14 protein-coding genes and 1 pseudogene are annotated in these 18,619 nt (G+C 69.6%); 3 read left to right on the top strand and 12 right to left on the bottom strand.

Features of this window, described 5'->3' with window-relative positions; translation table 11 throughout:
- Positions 1 to 14 precede the first annotated feature (14 nt).
- Positions 15 to 2,369, top strand: coding sequence for a M4 family metallopeptidase (locus D7X99_RS44470; RefSeq protein WP_304997463.1), 2,355 nt, complete (start codon positions 15 to 17; stop codon positions 2,367 to 2,369).
- Between the two features lie 164 nt (positions 2,370 to 2,533).
- Positions 2,534 to 2,923 (top strand): annotated as a pseudogene (locus tag D7X99_RS13760) (transposase); the annotation flags it as partial.
- Positions 2,924 to 3,031: 108 nt separating this feature from the next.
- Here the strand turns inward: D7X99_RS13760 and D7X99_RS13765 are convergent.
- From D7X99_RS13765 to D7X99_RS13775, 3 genes are read right to left on the bottom strand one after another with little or no spacing between them, the layout of a single operon-like run.
- Positions 3,032 to 4,699: a GMC oxidoreductase gene (locus tag D7X99_RS13765; protein WP_233613363.1), complete on the bottom strand. Its 1,668-nt coding sequence runs from the start codon at positions 4,697 to 4,699 to the stop codon at positions 3,032 to 3,034.
- The gene (locus tag D7X99_RS13770; RefSeq protein ID WP_233613362.1) at positions 4,584 to 5,495 is read right to left on the bottom strand and encodes a VOC family protein; all 912 of its coding nucleotides are present in this window, start codon (positions 5,493 to 5,495) and stop codon (positions 4,584 to 4,586) included. The genes D7X99_RS13765 and D7X99_RS13770 overlap by 116 nt, the downstream gene beginning before the upstream one ends.
- Positions 5,485 to 5,958, bottom strand: a complete 474-nt coding sequence (locus D7X99_RS13775) for a MarR family winged helix-turn-helix transcriptional regulator (RefSeq protein ID WP_121778206.1) — start codon at positions 5,956 to 5,958, stop codon at positions 5,485 to 5,487. The genes D7X99_RS13770 and D7X99_RS13775 overlap by 11 nt, the downstream gene beginning before the upstream one ends.
- Before the next feature lie 87 nt (positions 5,959 to 6,045).
- On the opposite strand from D7X99_RS13775, the gene D7X99_RS13780 reads away from it, so the two are divergent.
- A complete protein-coding gene (locus tag D7X99_RS13780; protein WP_121778207.1) occupies positions 6,046 to 7,833 on the top strand; it encodes a DUF885 domain-containing protein in 1,788 nt (595 codons plus the stop codon).
- Between the two features lie 52 nt (positions 7,834 to 7,885).
- Here D7X99_RS13780 and D7X99_RS13785 read toward each other — a convergent pair whose 3' ends face one another.
- The 9 genes from D7X99_RS13785 to D7X99_RS13825 form a co-directional block, all read right to left on the bottom strand.
- The gene (locus tag D7X99_RS13785) at positions 7,886 to 8,248 is read right to left on the bottom strand and encodes a DUF3060 domain-containing protein (RefSeq protein WP_121778208.1); all 363 of its coding nucleotides are present in this window, start codon (positions 8,246 to 8,248) and stop codon (positions 7,886 to 7,888) included.
- A 102-nt stretch (positions 8,249 to 8,350) separates the two neighbouring features.
- The gene (locus tag D7X99_RS13790; RefSeq protein ID WP_121778209.1) at positions 8,351 to 9,547 is read right to left on the bottom strand and encodes a C39 family peptidase; all 1,197 of its coding nucleotides are present in this window, start codon (positions 9,545 to 9,547) and stop codon (positions 8,351 to 8,353) included.
- Positions 9,548 to 9,661: 114 nt separating this feature from the next.
- Positions 9,662 to 10,297 carry a hypothetical protein gene (locus D7X99_RS13795; protein WP_120594764.1) on the bottom strand — a complete coding sequence of 212 codons (636 nt, stop codon included), beginning with the start codon at positions 10,295 to 10,297 and terminating at the stop codon, positions 9,662 to 9,664.
- Positions 10,294 to 11,172: a ribonuclease HII gene (locus D7X99_RS13800; protein WP_120576658.1), complete on the bottom strand. Its 879-nt coding sequence runs from the start codon at positions 11,170 to 11,172 to the stop codon at positions 10,294 to 10,296. Before D7X99_RS13800 ends, D7X99_RS13795 begins: the two co-directional genes overlap by 4 nt.
- A gap of 279 nt (positions 11,173 to 11,451) precedes the next feature.
- Entirely contained in the window at positions 11,452 to 11,841 is a 390-nt protein-coding gene (locus D7X99_RS13805) for a carboxypeptidase-like regulatory domain-containing protein (RefSeq protein ID WP_211483918.1), read from the bottom strand.
- 67 nt (positions 11,842 to 11,908) lie between these two features.
- Positions 11,909 to 13,333: a tetratricopeptide repeat protein gene (locus tag D7X99_RS42810; RefSeq protein WP_158627003.1), complete on the bottom strand. Its 1,425-nt coding sequence runs from the start codon at positions 13,331 to 13,333 to the stop codon at positions 11,909 to 11,911.
- 13 nt (positions 13,334 to 13,346) lie between these two features.
- Positions 13,347 to 15,119: a M61 family metallopeptidase gene (locus D7X99_RS13815; protein ID WP_121778212.1), complete on the bottom strand. Its 1,773-nt coding sequence runs from the start codon at positions 15,117 to 15,119 to the stop codon at positions 13,347 to 13,349.
- 35 nt (positions 15,120 to 15,154) lie between these two features.
- Complete coding sequence (locus D7X99_RS13820) at positions 15,155 to 16,645, bottom strand: RsmB/NOP family class I SAM-dependent RNA methyltransferase (RefSeq protein WP_121778213.1); 1,491 nt, start codon at positions 16,643 to 16,645, stop codon at positions 15,155 to 15,157.
- A 209-nt stretch (positions 16,646 to 16,854) separates the two neighbouring features.
- Positions 16,855 to 18,519 carry a metallophosphoesterase gene (locus tag D7X99_RS13825; RefSeq protein ID WP_121778214.1) on the bottom strand — a complete coding sequence of 555 codons (1,665 nt, stop codon included), beginning with the start codon at positions 18,517 to 18,519 and terminating at the stop codon, positions 16,855 to 16,857.
- Positions 18,520 to 18,619: the final 100 nt, after the last annotated feature.

The following is an 18,619-nucleotide window of genomic DNA, read 5'->3' on the forward strand; positions in this document are numbered from 1 at the left end:
CAGGAGTGTCAGACGTGAAATCCCTTCTCCAGAACCCAGCCCTTGCCGCGGCCCTGACGTCGATGCTGGCCGCTGGCTCCGCCTCCGCGGCGAGCCGTGTCGACCTGCAACAGGAGGAGTTGGGGGCGATCCGCCAGCGGCACGCGGCCACCTTCCTCATGGGTGGCGCCGAGCGTGAGCCTGCCCGCCACGCGCAGGCGCTGGGCCTCGACGCGAACTCGGGACTGACCCTGCTCGACAGCGTCAGCGACCACGGTGTCCGCAACCACCGCTACCAGCAGACCTTCCGGGGCCTGCCCATCTTCGGCGAGCACGTCATCGTCAACGAGGACGCCAACGGGGAGCTGCGCGCATTGTTCGGGCGCAAGGTCACCGGTCTGGAGCGCGACATCGCGGAAGGGGCGCCCCGGCTGTCCGCCGCGGAGGCGCTGGACATCGCCAAGGGGGCCAGCCTGGGCAACCGCGTGCGCGCCATGCTCGTCGAGAACGAGCGCTCCGAGCTGATGATCTACGTCGACGACGACGGCCGCGCCCACAAGGCCTACGTCGTCAGCTACTTCGCGGACCTCGTCGGTGGAGGGGCGCCCACTCGGCCCCTGGTCATCGTCGACGCGGAGGGGGGCCGGGTGCTCAAGCAGTGGGAGAACCTCCAGCACGTGCTCATCGGCACGGGCCCTGGCGGCAACGCCAAGACGGGCCAGTACGAGTACGGCACGAACTACGGCTACATGGACGTGGCTCAGTCCGGCACCACGTGCACGATGACCAACGCCAACGTCCAGACCGTGAACCTCAATGGAGGCACGAGCGGCTCCACCCCGTTCTCCTATACGTGTCCCCGCAACACGGTGAAGACCATCAACGGGGCGTATTCGCCGCTCAATGACGCGCACTACTTCGGCAGCGTCATTTTCAACATGTATCAGGCCTACGTGGGCAAGGCCCCGCTGACCTTCCAGCTCACGATGCGGGTACACTACGGCAGCAACTACGAGAACGCGTTCTGGAACGGCTCGGCGATGACGTTCGGCGACGGGTTCTCGACGTTCTACCCGCTGGTCAGCCTGGACGTCGGCGCGCACGAGGTGTCCCACGGCTTCACCGAGCAGAACTCGGGGCTCATCTACTCCGGCCAGTCCGGCGGCATCAACGAGGCCTACTCGGACATCGCGGGCGAGGCCGCCGAGTATTACATGCGCGGCACCAATGACTTCCTCGTTGGCGCGGAGATCTTCAAGAGCAGCGGGGCGCTGCGCTACATGGCCAACCCGCCGCAGGATGGCCAGTCCATCGGCCACGCCTCCAACTATTACAATGGCCTGGACGTGCACTACTCGTCCGGCGTCTACAACAAGGCCTTCTACCTGCTGGCCACCACGCCGGGCTGGGGCACGGTGAAGGCGTTCCAGGTCTTCGCCCGCGCCAATGATTTGTACTGGGGCCCGAGCACGGACTTCAACCAGGGCGCGTGCGGTGTGCAGACCGCGGCTCAGGACTACGGCTTCAATGTCTCCCACGTCGCGTCTGCCTTCGCCGCGGTGGGCGTGAGCTGCGGCGGCGCGGTCGAGCTGTTCCGGCAGACGGACACCAGCGGCAAGCTCACCATCGCGGTCTTCGAGCGCTATGCGACGACGAGCGCGGGGACGACCACCAACTTCACGGTGACCGTCCCCAGCGACTTCGTGGTGATTGGCGGTGGCGGCGAGGGCAAGGAGGGCCCGTCGGGCAACCTGCTGACCGCGTCGTACCCCGACACGGGGCTGACCTCGTGGCTGGTGTCGGCCAAGGATCACCTCATCGCGGACCCCGCGCAGGTGCGCGCGTGGGCCATTGGCCTGAAGGTCGCGGGGCTGACCCCGGCGCAGCTGCGCACCTACCTGGCCGTCAGCACGGCGACGAGCGGCACGGTCGCGCACCCGGACGTCACCGCGTCCCTGCCGGCGGGCTACGTGCTGGCGGGCGGCGGCATCCGCGTGAACTGGAGCGGCTCGGGCAACATGGCCACCGCCTCGGCGCCCTCGACCACCACGTCCTGGCGCGTGCGCTCGAAGGACCACACCAACTCGTCGCCCGCGACGGCGACGGCGTATGCCATTGGCATCAACGGCACCATCCCGGGCGTGGGGACCATCAGCAATGTCATCAACAGTGGCACGTCGTCGGTGGTCTCGCACCCCAACTACACCGTGGGCCTGAGCAGTGGTTATGCGCTCAGCGGCTGCGGTGCGTTCGTCAACTGGAGCGGCGCGGGCAACATGCTCTGGCGCATCAAGCCGGTGAGCTCGGGCTGCGCGGCCGCGTCCAAGGACCACGAGAGCGCCTCCCCGGCGTCCATCTCCACCTACGCGCTCGGTCTGCGCGCGAACTGATTCGACTTTCGCCATGGGGGCCCGTCGCTCAAGCCGCTTGTGGGAGCGGCGGGCCCGAAGGGTGAGCTTGAAGCGCCACCAGTGCGAAGTCAGAGCCGGGCTGGTACCAGCTCTGGATCTCCGCGAAGTGCGTCTGGCCCGACTGCAGCACGTTCGGGGGCAGGGCGCGAAGCCGTGGCGGCAAGGTGGCCCGCGCCCTGCTGGGGGAGGACTTCCTGGGCATCCTCACCACGGACAGGTGGAGCGGGTACGACTGGTATGACAAGGGCCTGCGCCAACTCTGCTGGAGCCATCTGACGCGCGACATCCAAGGCTTCATCGACCGAGGAGGCGAGGGGGGCCGTCTGGGCACGCAGTCGATGCGAGAGCGCAACCGCTTCTTCAAGTAGTGGCACCGGGTGCGCGACGGGACTCTGGCTCAAGAGGTGTTTGAGCAACGGATGAAGAAGGTGCGGTGCGCGGTGGGCCGTCTGCTGCGTCAGGCCGAGGTGCAAGCGGAGAAGAAGACGGCTCGCGGAGGCCCCTCAGCTCGCGCACGCAGCATGATCCGGTGAACGGTTACCGCAGGTCCACCGCTTCAGCGATTGGCAGTCGCTGCTCGAAGCTCCCCGGGGAAAGCCGACCGCGTTGCCTTCGGAGGGCTGTTCCCGCTGAAGACCGACTCAGCCGCGCAGCCGGTCCGCCAGGTCCTGCGCCAGGCCGCACATGGTCAGCGTGGGGTTCCACGAGCCCGAAGTGGGGAAGAGCGCGCCGCCCGTCACGTAGACGTTGTGGACGCCGTGCGGCCGGTAGTCCAGACCGACCACCGACGTCGCCGGGTCCCTGCCCATCCACAGCGGCGAGGCCTCGTGCACGATGATGTTCAGGCGGATCTTCTTCCGGTCCGGCCGCTCCGACTGCCAACGGCCGCCGTTGCCGCTCGCGTCGTCGACCCAGTACTCGACCTCCGGGTCCGAGCACCCGGCGCGCCCGGCCATGACGTCGATGGACTGGTAGGTCGCCTCGTCGAGCACGTCCCACAGGTGGTGGTCCTGAACGCCGGGCTGGAGCTGGAGGGTGATGTTGGTGGCGGGGTCGGTGCCGCCATTCATCCGGATCCAGTTGTCGGGGTTCTGCTCGCTCACCTCGCCCAGGGTCGCGCAGACGAACACGACGTAATCCTCGGAGCCCTTCAGCTGCGCCATCGACGCGACGGCCGCCGCGTCAGGAGCCTCGTGGGCGATGGTGCTCTCGTCGGCCTCCGGGTTCGCGGAGGCGAAGGCGCTGGTCTGCACGTGGTACTGCAAGCCATTGGGCGCCTTGCCGTCCAGGTAGGTGGCGCCAATCTCCAGCGCGGCCAGGTCCTTGAACGCCGAGCGCTTCACTCGCGCCGTGATGTGAGACATGAAGTGGCCGGTGTAACGCTTGCCGATGTTCGGCAGGGACTCCTTGAAGGAGTTCATCAGGAGCGTCGCGGGCGGGATGGTCCCCATCGCCAGCACGACCTTCGCCGAGCTCACCGCCAGCGGGCCGCGGGTGGTCTCCAGCGCGGTCACCGTTCCATGGCCGTCATGCACCAGGCGGCCCACGACGCAGTGGTCGACGATGGTCAGGGGCTGTCCCTTGCCCTGGGCGGCCAGCGCCTTCTGGGATTGCTGCAGGTCCAGCAGCGTGCCCACGGTGGAGTACTTGTAGAACTTCACGCCCTTCCAGGGCGTATGGCCGACGGCGATGGGGGCCGGGAACGCGCTCTCCGCCGAGGGCACGTAGCGCTTGAAGTTCTCCCGGAGGTTCACATCGATTTGATGCTGGAGGCTGCCGTAGACGCCGTCGTGGACCTTGTCCATCGTGGTGACGTGCAGGAACGCGCGGGCGCGGTCCCAGAAGCCCGGCTGGAGCGTGACGTCGATCAGCTCCTGCGGCCAGTCGCGCATCAGGTCGGGAGTCGGGGCGGGGCACCAGGCGCTCCAGTAGGTGGAGCGGCCGCCCAGCACGGGGATGTAGCCGGCCTGGAAGAACTCCAACTCCGTGGTCGCCATCCGCGTCGTGCGCGTCCACGGGTACGTGGTGGGCGGCGAGCCGGTCGCGGCCTGGAAGGCGAGCGGGAGCATCTGGTAGTGCGTGGGCAACCAGAAGCCGCCCCGCTCCAGCACCAGGATGCGCGCGTTCGGGTTGTGCTTCAGCGTCTGCTCGATGAAGGCCACCCCGGTGGGCCCGGTGCCAATCACGATGAAGTCATAGGCCGAGGCCTGGATGTCGCTCCAGTCGTTCGGCGTGGCGAAGAACGCCTGTCCGGCGATTTGATCCGCGCTGGCCTCCTGCGGACCGGGGACGGGATAGCCGAGGGAGATGCCCTTCGGAATGTTTCGGGAGCCAGCGAAGAACTTCTTGTAATTGGCGGCCATGGGACCTCGGCAAGCGATGGGGCTGGAGGTGCTTGCCTTTGGATTTGCAGGTGCCATGCCGCGACAGCCCGGGGGCGGGGACGCCCGCGCGAGCAGGGAAATGCGTCGCTTCAGGAAGCGCTGGCGTCTTTCTGGGACGCAGGGGGGCGGGCACTTCCCCCAGGGTCACGGCCAGCTCCACGCGGTCCGCGAGCGCCTGCTCCCGTTCCTTCTCCGTCCCCGCGTCCGGCTTCTTCAGCGCGGCATCCAGGACCTTCGCGGCGGCGGCGTCATCGCCCTTGAAGTCGCGCAGCCGCCGGGCCGTCTTGAGGGCCTTGCCGAGGATGGAGGTGGGTGTGTTCCCGTCATCGCCATAGCCGTCGGGTTCATCCCGGCGGATGAACATGAGCGAATTGCCGGAGGGGTCAGTGAGGGTGAATCGCGACTGTCCCTTCCGCATGCGAGTCATGCGCGGGAGCCCCCGGACGGGCGTCCGGCCATAGGCCTTCCGCAGCGCGTCGAGGAAGCGCGCGTGCAGCTCTTCGACCTCGTCCACGATGACCAGACAGCTGCTGAAGGCCTTCAGCGGATCCAATCCCTTCAGGCCGAAGAAGTGGAGCTGCGCACCTCCCCGCTGTGTCGCCGCGTAGGGATTGGGTGCCCGTTGTTGGTACGTCACCTCGAACCCAAGCAGCGCGTAGAACTCGAGCGTCGACGCGAGCTCCACGCACGGGAGCAGGGGGATGCTGGAATCACTTTTCATGGGAGCGCTCCGCTTCGGTCAGGTCCTTTTCGAGCCGCAGGCGCGCTTCGCGGACGCCCTCGACCGCCGCGGCGAGGAGCGCGGGAGGCAGGCTCGCGCCCAGCCGGTCCGCCCACGTGGCATGCGCCTGCTCCACCTTGCGCAAGGCGCGGCGACCGGCGGCCGTGAGGGCCACGCACTTCGCGCGCTGGTGATGCGGGTTGTCGACGAACTCCACGAACCCGTCGCTCGCGAGCGCGTCCGCCGTCTGCTGCACGCTCTGCCGCGCGAGGCCCATCGTGCGCGCCACGGCCGCGACCGTGGCGGGGCCATGGTCGATGACGCCCAGCACCTGCCAGCGGGCGCTCGTCAGTCCCGCCGGAGCGCTCAGCCGATCTCCGGCCTGGAGCAGCAACCCGTTCAACTGGAACACCTCCAGGACCAGGGCACTGAAGGTCTCTGCTTTTGGAGTCAACGCTGGCATTGGCAGTAACCTGTCAATGCTCTGAGTCGCTTGTCGGGTGAGGGGCCTTGGGAGACGCTGCCCGCGTCTCCTTTCCCCAGAGGCTCCATGAAGGCACTGCGAACCCCGAGCGTCCTCGCCGCGTTGCTGCTGCTGTCCCCTGGATGCACCACGTCCCGTCCCGCGGCCCGGGACGACGTGCAGGCCGCCGCGCCCTCGGAGTCATCCGCGCAGGTGGCGCTGCGCGGCTTCGTGGACGCGTACTTCGAGGAGCACTTCCGCCGCTCGCCCATGTCCGCCACGTCCGCGGGCGTGCACACGTATGACGGCGAGCTGCGTGGCTTCCGGCCCGAGGATCGCGCGTCGCACCTGGCGTTCCTCAAGGACCGGCTGGCGGCGCTGCCCCAGGCGGTGGACCGCGCCGCGCTGCCGCCCGGAGACCGGGCCGATTACGACATCCTGGAGAACCACCTCCGCGCGCGCATCCTGGACCTGGAGACGGTGCGCTCGTGGGAGCGCAACCCGAACGCCTACCTGGGCTTCGCGTCCAACGCCGTGTACCAGCTCATCAACCGCGACTTCGCACCGCTGGAGGAGCGGATGCGCTCGGCGGTGAAGCGCATGGTGGTGGTGCCGGAGGTCTTCGCGGCGGCCCCGGCGAACTTGAAGAACCCGCCGAAGCTGTGGACGGAAATCGCCCTGGAGCAGGCGAAGGGCACGCGCTCGCTCTACGCGCAGACGCTGCCGCAGGCCTTCGCGCCGGTGCAGGACGCCGCGCTCCAGGCGGACTTCAAGCAGGCTCAGGCGAAGTGCCTGGAGGCCATTGATGGCTACATCCGCTTCCTGAAGGACGACCTGCTGGCCCGCTCGAACGGGGACTTCGCCATTGGTGAGGCGACGTATCGCCAGAAGCTCCAGTACGAGGAGGGCGTCACGGACAGCATCGACTCGTTGCTGGGCTGGGGGCGCGCGGAGATGAAGCGCACGCAGGAGCAGTTCAGTGCGGTGGCCGCGCGGATTGCCCCGGGCAAGGCGCCCATGGACGTGTACCGCGAGCTGGGCAAGGAGCACCCGGCGGGCGCGGAGCTGGTGTCCACCACCACGGCGACGCTGGAGGACATCCGCCAGTTCCTCATCGACCACCGCATCATCACCGTGCCCAGTGAGGTGCGCGCGAAGGTGGCGGAGACGCCGGTGTTCAGCCGCGCGCTGTCCTTCGCGAGCATGAGCACGCCCGGACCGTTCGAGATGAAGGCGACGGAGGCGTACTACTACGTGACGCCGCCGGACCCGGCCTGGAGCGCGGAGCAGGCCGAGCAGCACATGAGCTTCTACAACCGCTACGCGCTGCCGCTGGTCTCCATCCACGAGGCGTACCCGGGGCACTACGTGCAGTTCCTGTGGACCAATCGCATCCAGTCCAAGGTGCGCCGGCTGCTGGGCTCAGGTTCCTTCAGCGAAGGCTGGGGCCTGTACACGGAGCAGATGATGCTGGACGAGGGCTACGGCGGCACGGGCCCGCAGGCGGATCGGCTGCGGCTGAACCAACTGGCGCTCTATCTCCAGCGGCTGGCGCGCTACGTGGCGGGCCTGTCCCTGCACACGCGTGGGATGACGTACGACCAGGCCGTGAGCCTCTTCGAGAAGGAGGCGTACATGACGCGCATCAACGCGGAGCGCGAGGCTCGCCGTGGCACGTCCGACCCGACGTACCTGGTGTACGCGCTGGGCAAGAAGATGCTGATGGAGCTGCGCGAGGACGCGAAGGTGAAGTGGGGCAGGGACTTCACCCTCCAGCGCTTCCATGACGCCGTGGTCTCCCACGGCTACCCGCCAGTGCCCATCGTGCGGCAGCTGTTGCTTGGCGAGGACGCGGCGCCTTCCGCGTCCCCCTGAGCGCTGCCCCACGCGCCCGCTTCAATGACGAAGCGGGCGCGGGGACCGACGACTACTTCTCCTGGGCGATCTTGTTGTCCACGCCCGTGCGGCTGATCTTCGGCTTCGACTTGCCGTGACCGCGCTTCCAGGTGACGGAGTTGGAGGTCCCCGTCACGGAGATGGCACCGGTGGCCTCCACCTTCACCTTGTTGTCGGTGCCGTTCACCTCGACGCTCTTGCAGTCACCGGTCAGCGTCACGGTGTTGGAGTTGCCGGTGATTTCCACCGTGCTGCCTGGCGTACATGCGTGGGTCGCAGTCTCGTCATTGCCGGTGATGTCGATATTGCCCGAGCCCTCCTGCGCGATGGCCGTCATCGGGCCGAAGGCACATGCCACCATCATGAACACCGCCGCGCCGAGCTTCCTGTTCATCCGTTTGTCCCCCGAGGAGAGGTGCGGGCCTGATGCCGCACGCCTCCCATCTACGTGACGGTCGACGGAAGATTCAATCCGGAGATGGACGGGTGGGCGCCCCTACGCCCCTGAACGGGGGCCGGGTGTCGGATCGTAGATGCCGATGGCGCCCGCGTTGCCGCGCATGAAGGCGTCCAGCTCCTCGGGCGTGACCTCGATGGGCGTGCGGACGTCGACCGCGGGGTCGCACACGATGAAGTTGCCCTCCGGCGTCACGCCCACCACGGCGACCAGGTGCTCCTGGGCACCGCCGCCTTGAGCCCAGGTGCCGCTCTTGAGCACCGGGTCGGCGTTCTCGGAGCCCTCTGGGGCCTGCGCGGGCGTCTCGACGAAGTTCCCGGAGATGACCACCGACATTCCGGAGTCGATGGCCTCCTTGATGCTCTCCGAGTTCGCGCCCACCTTCGCCCAGCTTCCGCGCGCGGCCGTCACCGCGTTCTTCACGTCCTGGAAGCCGGTGTATTGGGAGTTCTCCGTCGTCAGCGAGTACGCCGTCTCCCCCGCGGCGTTGGTCGTCACGCCGTCGCTGCCTTTATCGCTCGCGGTATTGCCCCAGTAGCGCACCGCCTGCACGTCCGCGCCGGCCGTGCCGTTGTGCGTGATGCCGGGGATGGAGGGGATGACGAGCCCCTCGTTGAGAAACGCCATGAGCGTGGCGGTGGGGCCGCAGTTGGCGTTCCTGCCATCGCCTCCCACCTGCGTCTCGGCGTCGAACTGGTTGACGTAGATGTCCTGATACGTGTCCGCGGCGTCCGACTGGTGGCGAGCGGCCCGATACTTCGCGACCTCGTCCGTGCTCATCTCGCTGGTTTTCGCCGCGCGGACCCACCCCTGTCGTCCGCGGGCATCCTGCACGTAGACGAACTCCCCCTGGACCGCGGCGCTGTTGTCCGGCGGCGCGATGACCTTCAGCTTCGCTCCCGTCCCGAAGAGAACGCTCTGCCCGGACTCCGCGCTCGGCCCCGGACGCAGGTAGACGCCGTCAGACGATGAGACGTTCAGCCAATCCCCCTCACCCAGTTTTCCGTCTCCCTGCGCGTTCGGCGGCGTCAGGTCGACCGGCGGCCGTTGCACGACGACAGGCGGCGGATTCAGCACGACCCTCGGCGAGGTTCCGCGCTCGAACGAGGACACGGCGAAGTTCGCGACGGCCTTGGCGGCGGGCTGGAGCGGCGGGGCGACCGCCTTCTCCACGGCGGTGTTCGCGACGGTGCGCAGCACAGGCCCCAGGGCACGGCGGATTCCATCAGAAAACATGTGTCACTTCCCCCTCTACACGGCGAGACAGCACCGTGCGGATGGGGTGATGAAAGCGCTTGGGGCACCGGCCGGCGAGTTAAATGGGATTAAACCGGGGTGCCCCTGGCCGCTTCACCGCGCGCGCTGCAGATGGATCATCGCCTCATCCAGCAGCGCGGCCACGCCCCGGCGCACCACGTGCACCACCTTGCGGTGATGCGAGGACGCCAGGTGCGTGTAGTGGGTGGACACCTTGTGGTGCAGCTCCGTGGCGCCCCACACCAGCACCAGGTCCGCCCACTCCAGGTCGCTCTTCGCGCGGTCCGCCGTGCGGCGCTCCGTGCCGTCCACCATGCGCAGGGAGATGGGGCCGCTCAGCTTCGCCTCCAACTCCTCACGCACCGCCGGGGAGCCGCCCACCACCACCACGCGCTGCACGCCGCGCTGATGGCACATCTCCAGGAACGCCACCTCCGCGCGCCGGTTGGCGGAACCACCGCACCGCGCGCAGTGGCTCCGGGGCTCCACCCGCAGGGGCTCCCGGCCGCTCGCCGAGGCCACCTGGATGCAGCCGGGATCCGCGCACACCTGGAAGAAGCGCTCGGACAGCACCTCGGCCGCTCGCAGGAGCTTGGGCTCGCTCATCCGCGCCTTGCCCGGCCGCGTGAGTCCTGCCTCCTCCAACACGCCCCTCGCCCGCGCACGCGCGTCCATCAGCGTGACGCCCCGCTCCGCCAACCACCCGTCGATGTCCTTGTCCGCGCTCATCGCTTCGCCATCGGAGCAGGAGTAGCGGCGAACAGCTCGGATTGCATCGGGACGGGCCCGGAGGGCTGCGCCAGTCCGAGCGCCTCGCGCACCGGACCGAAGCTCCGGCGGTGGATGGGCAGCACGCCCAGGGCCTGGATGGCCTGCACATGCTGCGCGGTGGGGTAGCCCTTGTGCGCCGCCAGGCCGTAGCCGGGATATTGCGCGTCCAACTGAGCCATCAGCCGGTCGCGCGTCGTCTTCGCCAGCACGGACGCCGCCGCGATGCTCAACGACAGCGAGTCGCCCTTGATGATGCCGCGCTGCGGAGCCGGGCACTGGGGAATCGTGCGCGCGTCCACCAGCACGTAGTCGGGCGTCAGCCCCAACCCCTCCACCGCGCGCCGCATGGCCAGCAGACCCGCGTGGTAGATGTTGAGTTGATCAATCTCCTCCACCTCCGCCCGGCCCACCGCCCACGCCACCACGTCGCGCTTGAGGGCTTCCGCCAAGGCCTCGCGCTTGTCCGGATCCAGGATCTTCTTCGAGTCGTCCAGCCCCTTGAGCTTGTAACCCCGGGGCAGGATGGCCGCCGCCGCGACGACGGGGCCCGCGAGTGGCGCCATGCCCGCCTCGTCCACGCCCGCGACCTTCAACAGGCCCTGCTCCCACAGCTCCGTCTCGAACTTCAGCAGGTGCCGCAGCCGCTGACCCTCCGCCCGGTTCTTCTCCTGACGCGAGCGCAGCTTGCGCGCGAGCGTCTGAGCTCCCTGCCGGGGGTCTGCTTCCAGCGCCTCCAGCAGTCCCTGGGGGACGGGCTGCGCCTGGGTGACGAACCGCCCGGTCAGCTCGGTGACCGAGCATTCGAGCAGCGCCTGCACACTCTCTGCGGACATGGGGGACCTTCGGGATTGCCTACCCGGCGGGTAGCGCGGTTGCACGGCTTACTGGAGTGGGGGGACACCAGTGCCGCGACAACACGCCTGCTCGCACGCCGTCAGGCCAGACGGGCGTGCGGCGAGGCTGGAGGAGAGCCGGACCGACGCATTCGCGCGCATGCGGGTTTGACGCATGGCGTAAGTGGTACCGCGCACAGGTGGGTGTGCACAACCACCCCACGGCCCGAGGCGGCGGATTTTCCGCGCCCGCCGGCCCTCACTGGCGGGTCTTCCGGCTCAATCCTGGAGCTCGAGCGTCACCGTGTCGGGAACAGGCGTGCAGTGGCATTCGTCACAGGTCCACTCCACGCGCTCCGCGTGCGTCACGTGCGAGCCCGCCGTGGCCACCACTCGGATGGGGCTGGGCGCGAGCGTTTCGTTGATGGCCGTGGTGACGCCCCGGTCATCTGTCACGCCGGTGATGCTGATGTTGCTCTGCAGGTTGGTGGCCGTCACGGACGCGCCCTGGATGTACGCGCCGTCCGACGACATCACCTCCACGCGCAGCGACCGCGGCTCCGCGCAGGTGTCCTCGTGCCGGTTCGCGCTGGGGGCATCATCACAGCCCGTCATCAGCACGCCCACGAGGAGCCCCAACCCGCCATACGTCTTCAAACGCTTTTCCATCCCCACGCCCCCAACCCGTCCCATGCATGGAATCTGGTACCGGGGGACGGGTGCTGCAATGCGTATGTCAGGCGGCGGGCGGCAGCCGCGCATGGGAAAAACGTGCGGCCTCCGTGTCCGGATAACGATGCACGATGTAGCGGTAGATCTCCTCCGCGCGAACCGTGTTTCCCAACTTCTCCCCCTGCACGCGCGCCAACAGCACCAGCGCGCGGGGCGCGGCGGGTTCATCCGGCGCCGTGTCCGCCGCGGCTTCCAACGCTTTGACCGACAGTGGGAAATCTCCTTCCACTGCCGCGGCCTGTCCGATGAACAGATGGTGTGACGGCAAAAGCTTCAGGCGGGGCAGAACGTGGAGCGCGCCGTACAGCGCCAGCGCCTTCGCCACGTCGCGCGCCTCCACCGCCGCGCCCAGTTCTGCCACCTTCGCTTCGACTCCAGCGTCGGCGGGGCCAGGGGCTTCGAGCACCGGGGACTCGAGCAGGGACACGGGCACGCGCTGGGGCGCGGTGTCGCCCAGCGCGGGCTCCAGGAGATCTCTCGCGGGCAGGTAGCCCATCGCGTCTCCGTGCACGTACAGCACGAGCCCCAGCAGGTTCGCGGCGGCGAAGGGCACCAGGCACGTGAGCGCCTCCGCGAGCCATCCGGAGACGAGGGGCACGGGCAGGCTGTCCACCCACGCCGCGCCCTGGTGCAGCACTGCGTGGACGCACGCCAGCAGCACGAATACGCCCGTCACCAGCCCCGCGTCGCGCCCCACCGCCCGCAGACACCCGAGCGTGCGCAGGGGGTTCAACGCGGTGACCACCGACTGCGACGCGGCGGCCAGCAGCAGCGCCCACGGCATCCACAGGAGTCCCAGCACGGCGAGCCCCCAGAAGAGCGGATCCTCGCGGACGACGGCCTCCCACAGGGTCCGCTGCGGGAGCATGGCCCGCCCGATGTTGTCGAACGCGGACGCGGGGGGCAGCAGGTGCCAGGCGCGCGCGAGCGCGGGCGCGAAGACGCCCACGGTGACGCCCAGGCCGCGCAGGCCCGGCACGATGTTGTCCTGGACGATGCTGGTGAAGCCGGGGCCCTCGGGATCCGCGTCGCCCCGCGCCGCGCCGCGCACGAGCGCGAAGAAGGCGGACCAGAAGACGCCCAGCCCGAGCGCCATGGGCAGCACCACGAGGATGCGCACGCCCATCCCGAGCATGCGCAGCACCGCCAGCATCAGGCTGACGGCCAGGAGCGTCTGCAGGCCCGGAACGGTGAAGGGAAAGCGCAGGGCGCCAGTCAGGCGGGTCCGGAGGGCCCGCTGCGAGCGGTGGCGCAGGAGCACGTTCGCCGTGCCCTCGCACCGGACGCAGACGGTGTACTCCACCGTGCCCGTGCGCCGGGTCTCCACGCACGCGGGGCACAGCAATGCCTCGCAGTGCTCGCAACGCCAGCCAGCGGCGGCGTCCGGGTGTCTCGCGCAGGGGGAAGGGGCAGGGTGGGAAGGGGCCATGCGGCCCGAAAGCCTACGCCGGGCCGGGAGTCTCGTCCCAGGGGGACCCCAACCACGCCTGGAACGCGGCCTTCTGCGCGTCCGTGGGGCGCTCCACTCGCTGCAGCCACGCGGCGTCCGCGGGCTTCTGGCCCAGGACGACGGGCACCTCCAGCAGGCGGTCGCGGCGGAACAGCGTCACCCGCACGGTGTCGCCGGGGCGCTTGTCCTCGCAGCGGGCGATGAGCCCCGCGCCGTCCACGCGCCAGCCGTCCAGCGCCACCACGTCGTCCTCCGGGTACAGGCCCGCGTCCAGCGCGGGCGTGCCCTCCGGGACGGTGGACAGCGTCGAGGAGCCGCGCAAGGTGACGCCCAGCCAGCCCTTGGGCCGGGACTCGCCCTTGAGGCGCGGCGGCGTGCCGCCCTTGTCGTTGGGAGCCTCCCGCAGGCGGAAGGACACCTCCAGCCCCACGTGCGCGAAGACGCCGTAGTCCAGGTCCTCCGTGGAGCGCACCGCCTGGTCGAAGAAGGGCGTCAGGTCCACGCCCGCCACCTCGCTCGCGGCCTGCTCCACGCCGTCCTCGGGGACGCCGGAGCCGTCGCCATGGCGTTGCCACAGCAACCGCATGACGTCATCCAGGCACTTCGCGTCGCTGGTGGCGCGGCGCAGCTCCAGGTCCAGCATCGCGCACACCACCTCTCCCTTCAGGTAGTAGGAGATGGCGCTGTTGGTGGAGTGCTCGTCCGGGCGGTAGTGCTTCACCCAGCTGACGAGCGACGCCTCCGTGAGCGACTGCACGCGGCGGCCCGGAGTGGAGTGCAGCAGGGAAAAGGTCTCCCCCAGCCGGGCCAGGTAGCGCGTGGGGGACATCAGGCCCGCGCGGCGCACGAAGAGGTTGTCGTAGTAGGCGGTGCCGCCCTCGAAGGCCCACAGCAGCGTGGTGTAGTTCTCCTGCGAGTAGTCGAACGGCACCAGCGCGCGAGGCTTCACCCGCTTGATGTTCCACAGGTGGAAGTACTCGTGCGCCACCAGCGTGAGGAAGTCCTCCCAGCCCCGGAGCGAGGACAGGCCCGTGCGAGGGAAGAGCAGCGCGGTGGAGGCCTGGTGCTCCAGCCCGCCGCGGCCCTTGTCGGTGAGGTAGACGAGGAACAGGTAGCGCTTGAGCGGCAGGCCTTCGTACATGCGCGCCTGGGCCTCGCAGATGCGCTGCATGTCCGCGCACAGCCGGTCCGCGTCCGGCACGCTGTCGCCCCACACCACCACTTCGTGCGGCACGCCCGCGGCGGTGAAGGTGAGCGGCGTGTGCGGGCCCACCTCGAAGGGGCTGTCCACGAGCGCGTCGTAGTCCGGCGCGTGGAAGGTGGCCCCTTCCGAGTCCAGCGCGCAGAACGTGCGCCAGCCCTCCGGCGCGTCCACGGTGACGTGGTGGGGCAGGGCGCGCGTGGCTTCCGTGTAGAGGAAGACGGTGGCGCCGTTGAAGTAGGCGTGGCTGCCGTCCAGGTGGCTGGTGCGCACGGACAGCTCGTTCGCGTAGACGCGGTAGCGCAAGGTGACGGCCTGCCCTCGCGCGTCCACGCGCCAGGTGCGCTTGTCCACGCGGCGCACCGGCAGGGGCTGGCCGTCCGGGCCCTGCGCGGTGACGTCCTGCACCTGGCGGGCGTACTCGCGCACCAGGTAGCTGCCCGGCGTCCACACCGGCATCACCGCGTCGAGAAAGTCCGTCCCGGCGGGGAAGCTCGCCTCCACTTCGAACAGGTGCGCATGCGGGCGGGGCATGGCGACGCGGTAGTGGACGACGAGCGACATGGACGGAGGGCCTTTCTTCCTGGGGGACGGCGGGGTTACTTCGCCTTGACGAGCACCGCGCCGAAGAAGCCGTCGGTGCCGTGGGTGTGCGGGGCCAAACGCAAGAAGGGGCCGGGCCCCAGCTTCGCACCCAGCTCCGCGCCCAGCACCTCCGCCACGGGGCGCACGCTGAAGTCGGGGTGCTTGGACAGGAAGTCCTCCACCACGTTCTCGTTCTCCTCACGCAGCACGCTGCACGTGCCGTAGATGAGCCGGCCGCCGGGCTTCACCAGCATGGCGAAGCGCGCGAGCAGGGCCTTCTGCCGGCCCACGTGCATCTCCAGGTCCTCCGGAGTGAGGCGGTAGCGGGCGTCCGGCTTGCGGCGGAAGGTGCCGGAGCCGCTGCACGGCGCGTCCACCAGCACCCGGTCCGCCAGGCCCTTCAGCGGCGTGAGCGCGGCGTCCGCGTCCGGGCCCTCGTGGGGGATGATCTGCGTGCGCACGTTGTGCACGCCGGCGCGGCGCGCGCGCTTGCGCAGGTCCTCCATGCGGCCTTCGTCCACGTCCAGCGCGTGCAGGTCGCCGCGGTTCTTCATCTGCGCGGCCAGCTGCAACGTCTTGCCGCCCGCGCCCGCGCACGCGTCAACCACGCGGGTGGGCGGCGCGTCCACGAGCATGCCCAACAGCTGGCTGCCCTCGTCCTGGATCTCGAACCCCCCGTCCTTGAAGTCCTGGAGGGAGAAGAGGTTGAGCCGCGTCTCCATCACCAGGCCGAAGGGGGACAGCGCGGTGGGCCTGGTGGACTCCACGTCCTCCGCGGCCAGGCGCTCCTGGAGCTGGGCGCGGTCGCCCTTGAGCGTGTTGGCGCGGACGATGAGCGGGGCGCGCTCGTTCATGGCCTCGGCGGCGCGCGCGGCGTCCTTGCCGAAGACGGCCTTGAAGCGGTCCGCGAGGAAGTCCGGCAGCGACGCGGCGATGGGGAAGCGCTTCGCTTCCGGCAGGGCGTCCAGGTCCGCGGCGGCGTCCGGCAGGCGGTCGAGCACGGACACGTCCGGGCCGGTGAGCCCGCTGGAGCGCGCGACGTAGGTGGGGTCCTCGCCGTGGAGTATGCGGGACGCGGCCAGCCGCATGACGTCCTGCCGCGTGGCGTCCAGGGCGTCGAACTTCTTGTGCGACTTCTCCAGGAGGAAGTCCACGGTGCGCTGGCGGCGCAGCAGCGCGTAGACGCGCTCGGCCACGGCGCGGCGCTCGGTGGAGTACAGGGTCGTCTTGCGGCGCAGCACGAACTCCAGGGCACGGTCGGACAGGCGGCCCTCGCGGCGCACGCCGCCGTAGGCCTCCAGACACGCCTGGAGGACCAGGTCCTCGCGCAGGGGGCGGTTGGGGTTGGGGCGCGCGCGTTCATGCTGGGCGCGGCTCATCTTCGGTTTGTCGGCGCGTCCACCGGCGTCCTTGCGCTTCTTCGGCGCGCCAGGGCGGGACGTGCGGGGCCCGCCGGACTTGGGGGGGCCGCTGCGGGAAGGTCCAGGCTTACGAGTCGTGGCCATGTCGCATGGGGCCTTTGCATCCCCGGGTAGCGTTGACAAGCGAGTAACGCAAAAGACGCCCCCGGAAGGCCCTGGAGGGACCGGCCGGAGGCGTCTGGGAGCCGCTGGGGGCTGGGGCTTCCGACCTCCGTTGGGTCCGCCCCTCCCCGGCGGGGGCCGAAAACCTGTCCGACAGTCGGACAAGTTCGTGCGGTCCGCCTCCGGGGGGCTCAGCGGTTCCGGCGCCGGCGGCGCACGAGCCCGGCCACGAGGGCCGCGGCGGCGGGAATCAGGGCGGCGGACGGGCCGGCGGCGCAGCCACCGCCCCCGTTCGAGTCATCCCCCTGCGTGACGCCCGGCGTCGTGGGCGTGCCCGGAATCTCGGGGCGGGGGTCGGGGTCGGACGGCGTGGTGCCGGGGTCCTCACCCGTGCCGGGGTCGGTGCCAGGGTCGGTGGTCCCGTTGGACGTCACGGTGACCACGGTGGTGGCCGTCAGCGGGGCGGCGCCCTGGACGGTGGCCTTGGCCGTCACGGTGTAGGTGCCGGCCTGGGCGAAGACGTGCTGGACCTGGGGGCCTTCGGCGGTGGCGCCGTCGCCGAAGTCCCAGGTGACGGTGGCGCCGGACTGGGAGGCCGTCGCGGTGAACGAGGCCGTGTGGGGCGCGGCGCCGCTGGCGGTGTTGACGGCGACGTTCAGCGTGCCCTGGGGCTGCTCGGGCTGCGAGGGCAGCGTCTTGGAGAGGGTGAACGAGTCCAGCGTGCCGCCGTCCGTCTTCACGAGCTTCGCGGTGAGGTTGCCCTCGACGACGTCCACGTCGAGGAAGCCATGGGCCGCGTCGTCGCGGATGACGCTCCAGGAGGGGCGCGACGTGGCGAACGTGCGCAGGGTGGCGCCGCCGCCGCCGACGACGAGGAAGGGGATGCCCGTCTCGTTCTTGCCGGCCTCGGTGTCACCGCGCATGGGCTTGCTGCGCTCGTAGTCGTGGTCATGGCCGGTGAGGACCAGGTCCACGCCGTACTTCTCGAACAGGGGGCCGAACTGGCGGCGCATGGTGAGCTGCGAGCCGTGCTCGCCGCTGGACCAGGACGGGTGGTGGAAGAAGACGACCTTCCACGGCTGCGTGGTGGCGGCCAGGTCCTTCTCCACGAACGCCTTCTGCGCGGCGAGCGTGCACTTGCTCGCGGACGCCAGGCCCACGGCGCAGTTCGAGTCGATGGACACGAAGTGCACGTGTCCCCAGTCGAACGAGTAGTAGCGCTCCGAGCCCTCCGCGTTGTTGGTGGGCAGGTAGAGGTTGTCCAGATAGGGCTGGGCCTCGTTGGTCACGTACTCGTGATTGCCGGGCGTGGCGAACATGGGCACCTGCGCGAGCAGGGCGGCCATGGGGGTGAAGAGGTTGGTCTGGAACTCGGTCTCGGTGCCGGACGCGTAGGCGTTGTCACCCAGGGCGACGAAGAGCTCCGGCTTGTTGGTGAGCATGGAGGCGGCGACCTTCTTCTGATCGCTGCCACCGGTGCCGAAGTCGCCCACGGCGGCGAAGTGCACGCGCCGCGTGCCGGGCACGGGGGCGGTGGTGAACGCCTTCGCCGGGGTCGTCTCACCGCAGCCGTCCACGGAGTACGTATAGGAGGTGGCGGGGGCCAGGCCGGTGAGGACCACGGCGTGGATCTTCGCGGTGGCCGAGGACTTCACCGTCTGGCTGGTGTTGCCCACGCCGTAGCGCACCTGGGCGCTGGAGCAGTTCGACGACAGTCGGAACGCCACGGTGGCGGTGTCGGGGCCCACCTTCTGAAGGTAGGGATCACGCGGCAGGGCGAGCGCGTCACCCGAGGCGAAGCCCCCCACGAAAAGGGCAGCCAGGGCGGCGAGCGAAAGAGACTTCGTCCGGTCCATGAATCCTCCGGCCCGAGACATTCGGGACGGGGGCCCAACCGTTCATCGCTCAACGATCATCCGAGAATCAGGCGTTCGGGAGTAGGCAGGCGAACGGGCG

The organism is Corallococcus sp. AB032C, from assembly GCF_003668935.1.
GTDB classification, from domain to species: Bacteria; Myxococcota; Myxococcia; order Myxococcales; family Myxococcaceae; genus Corallococcus; species Corallococcus exiguus.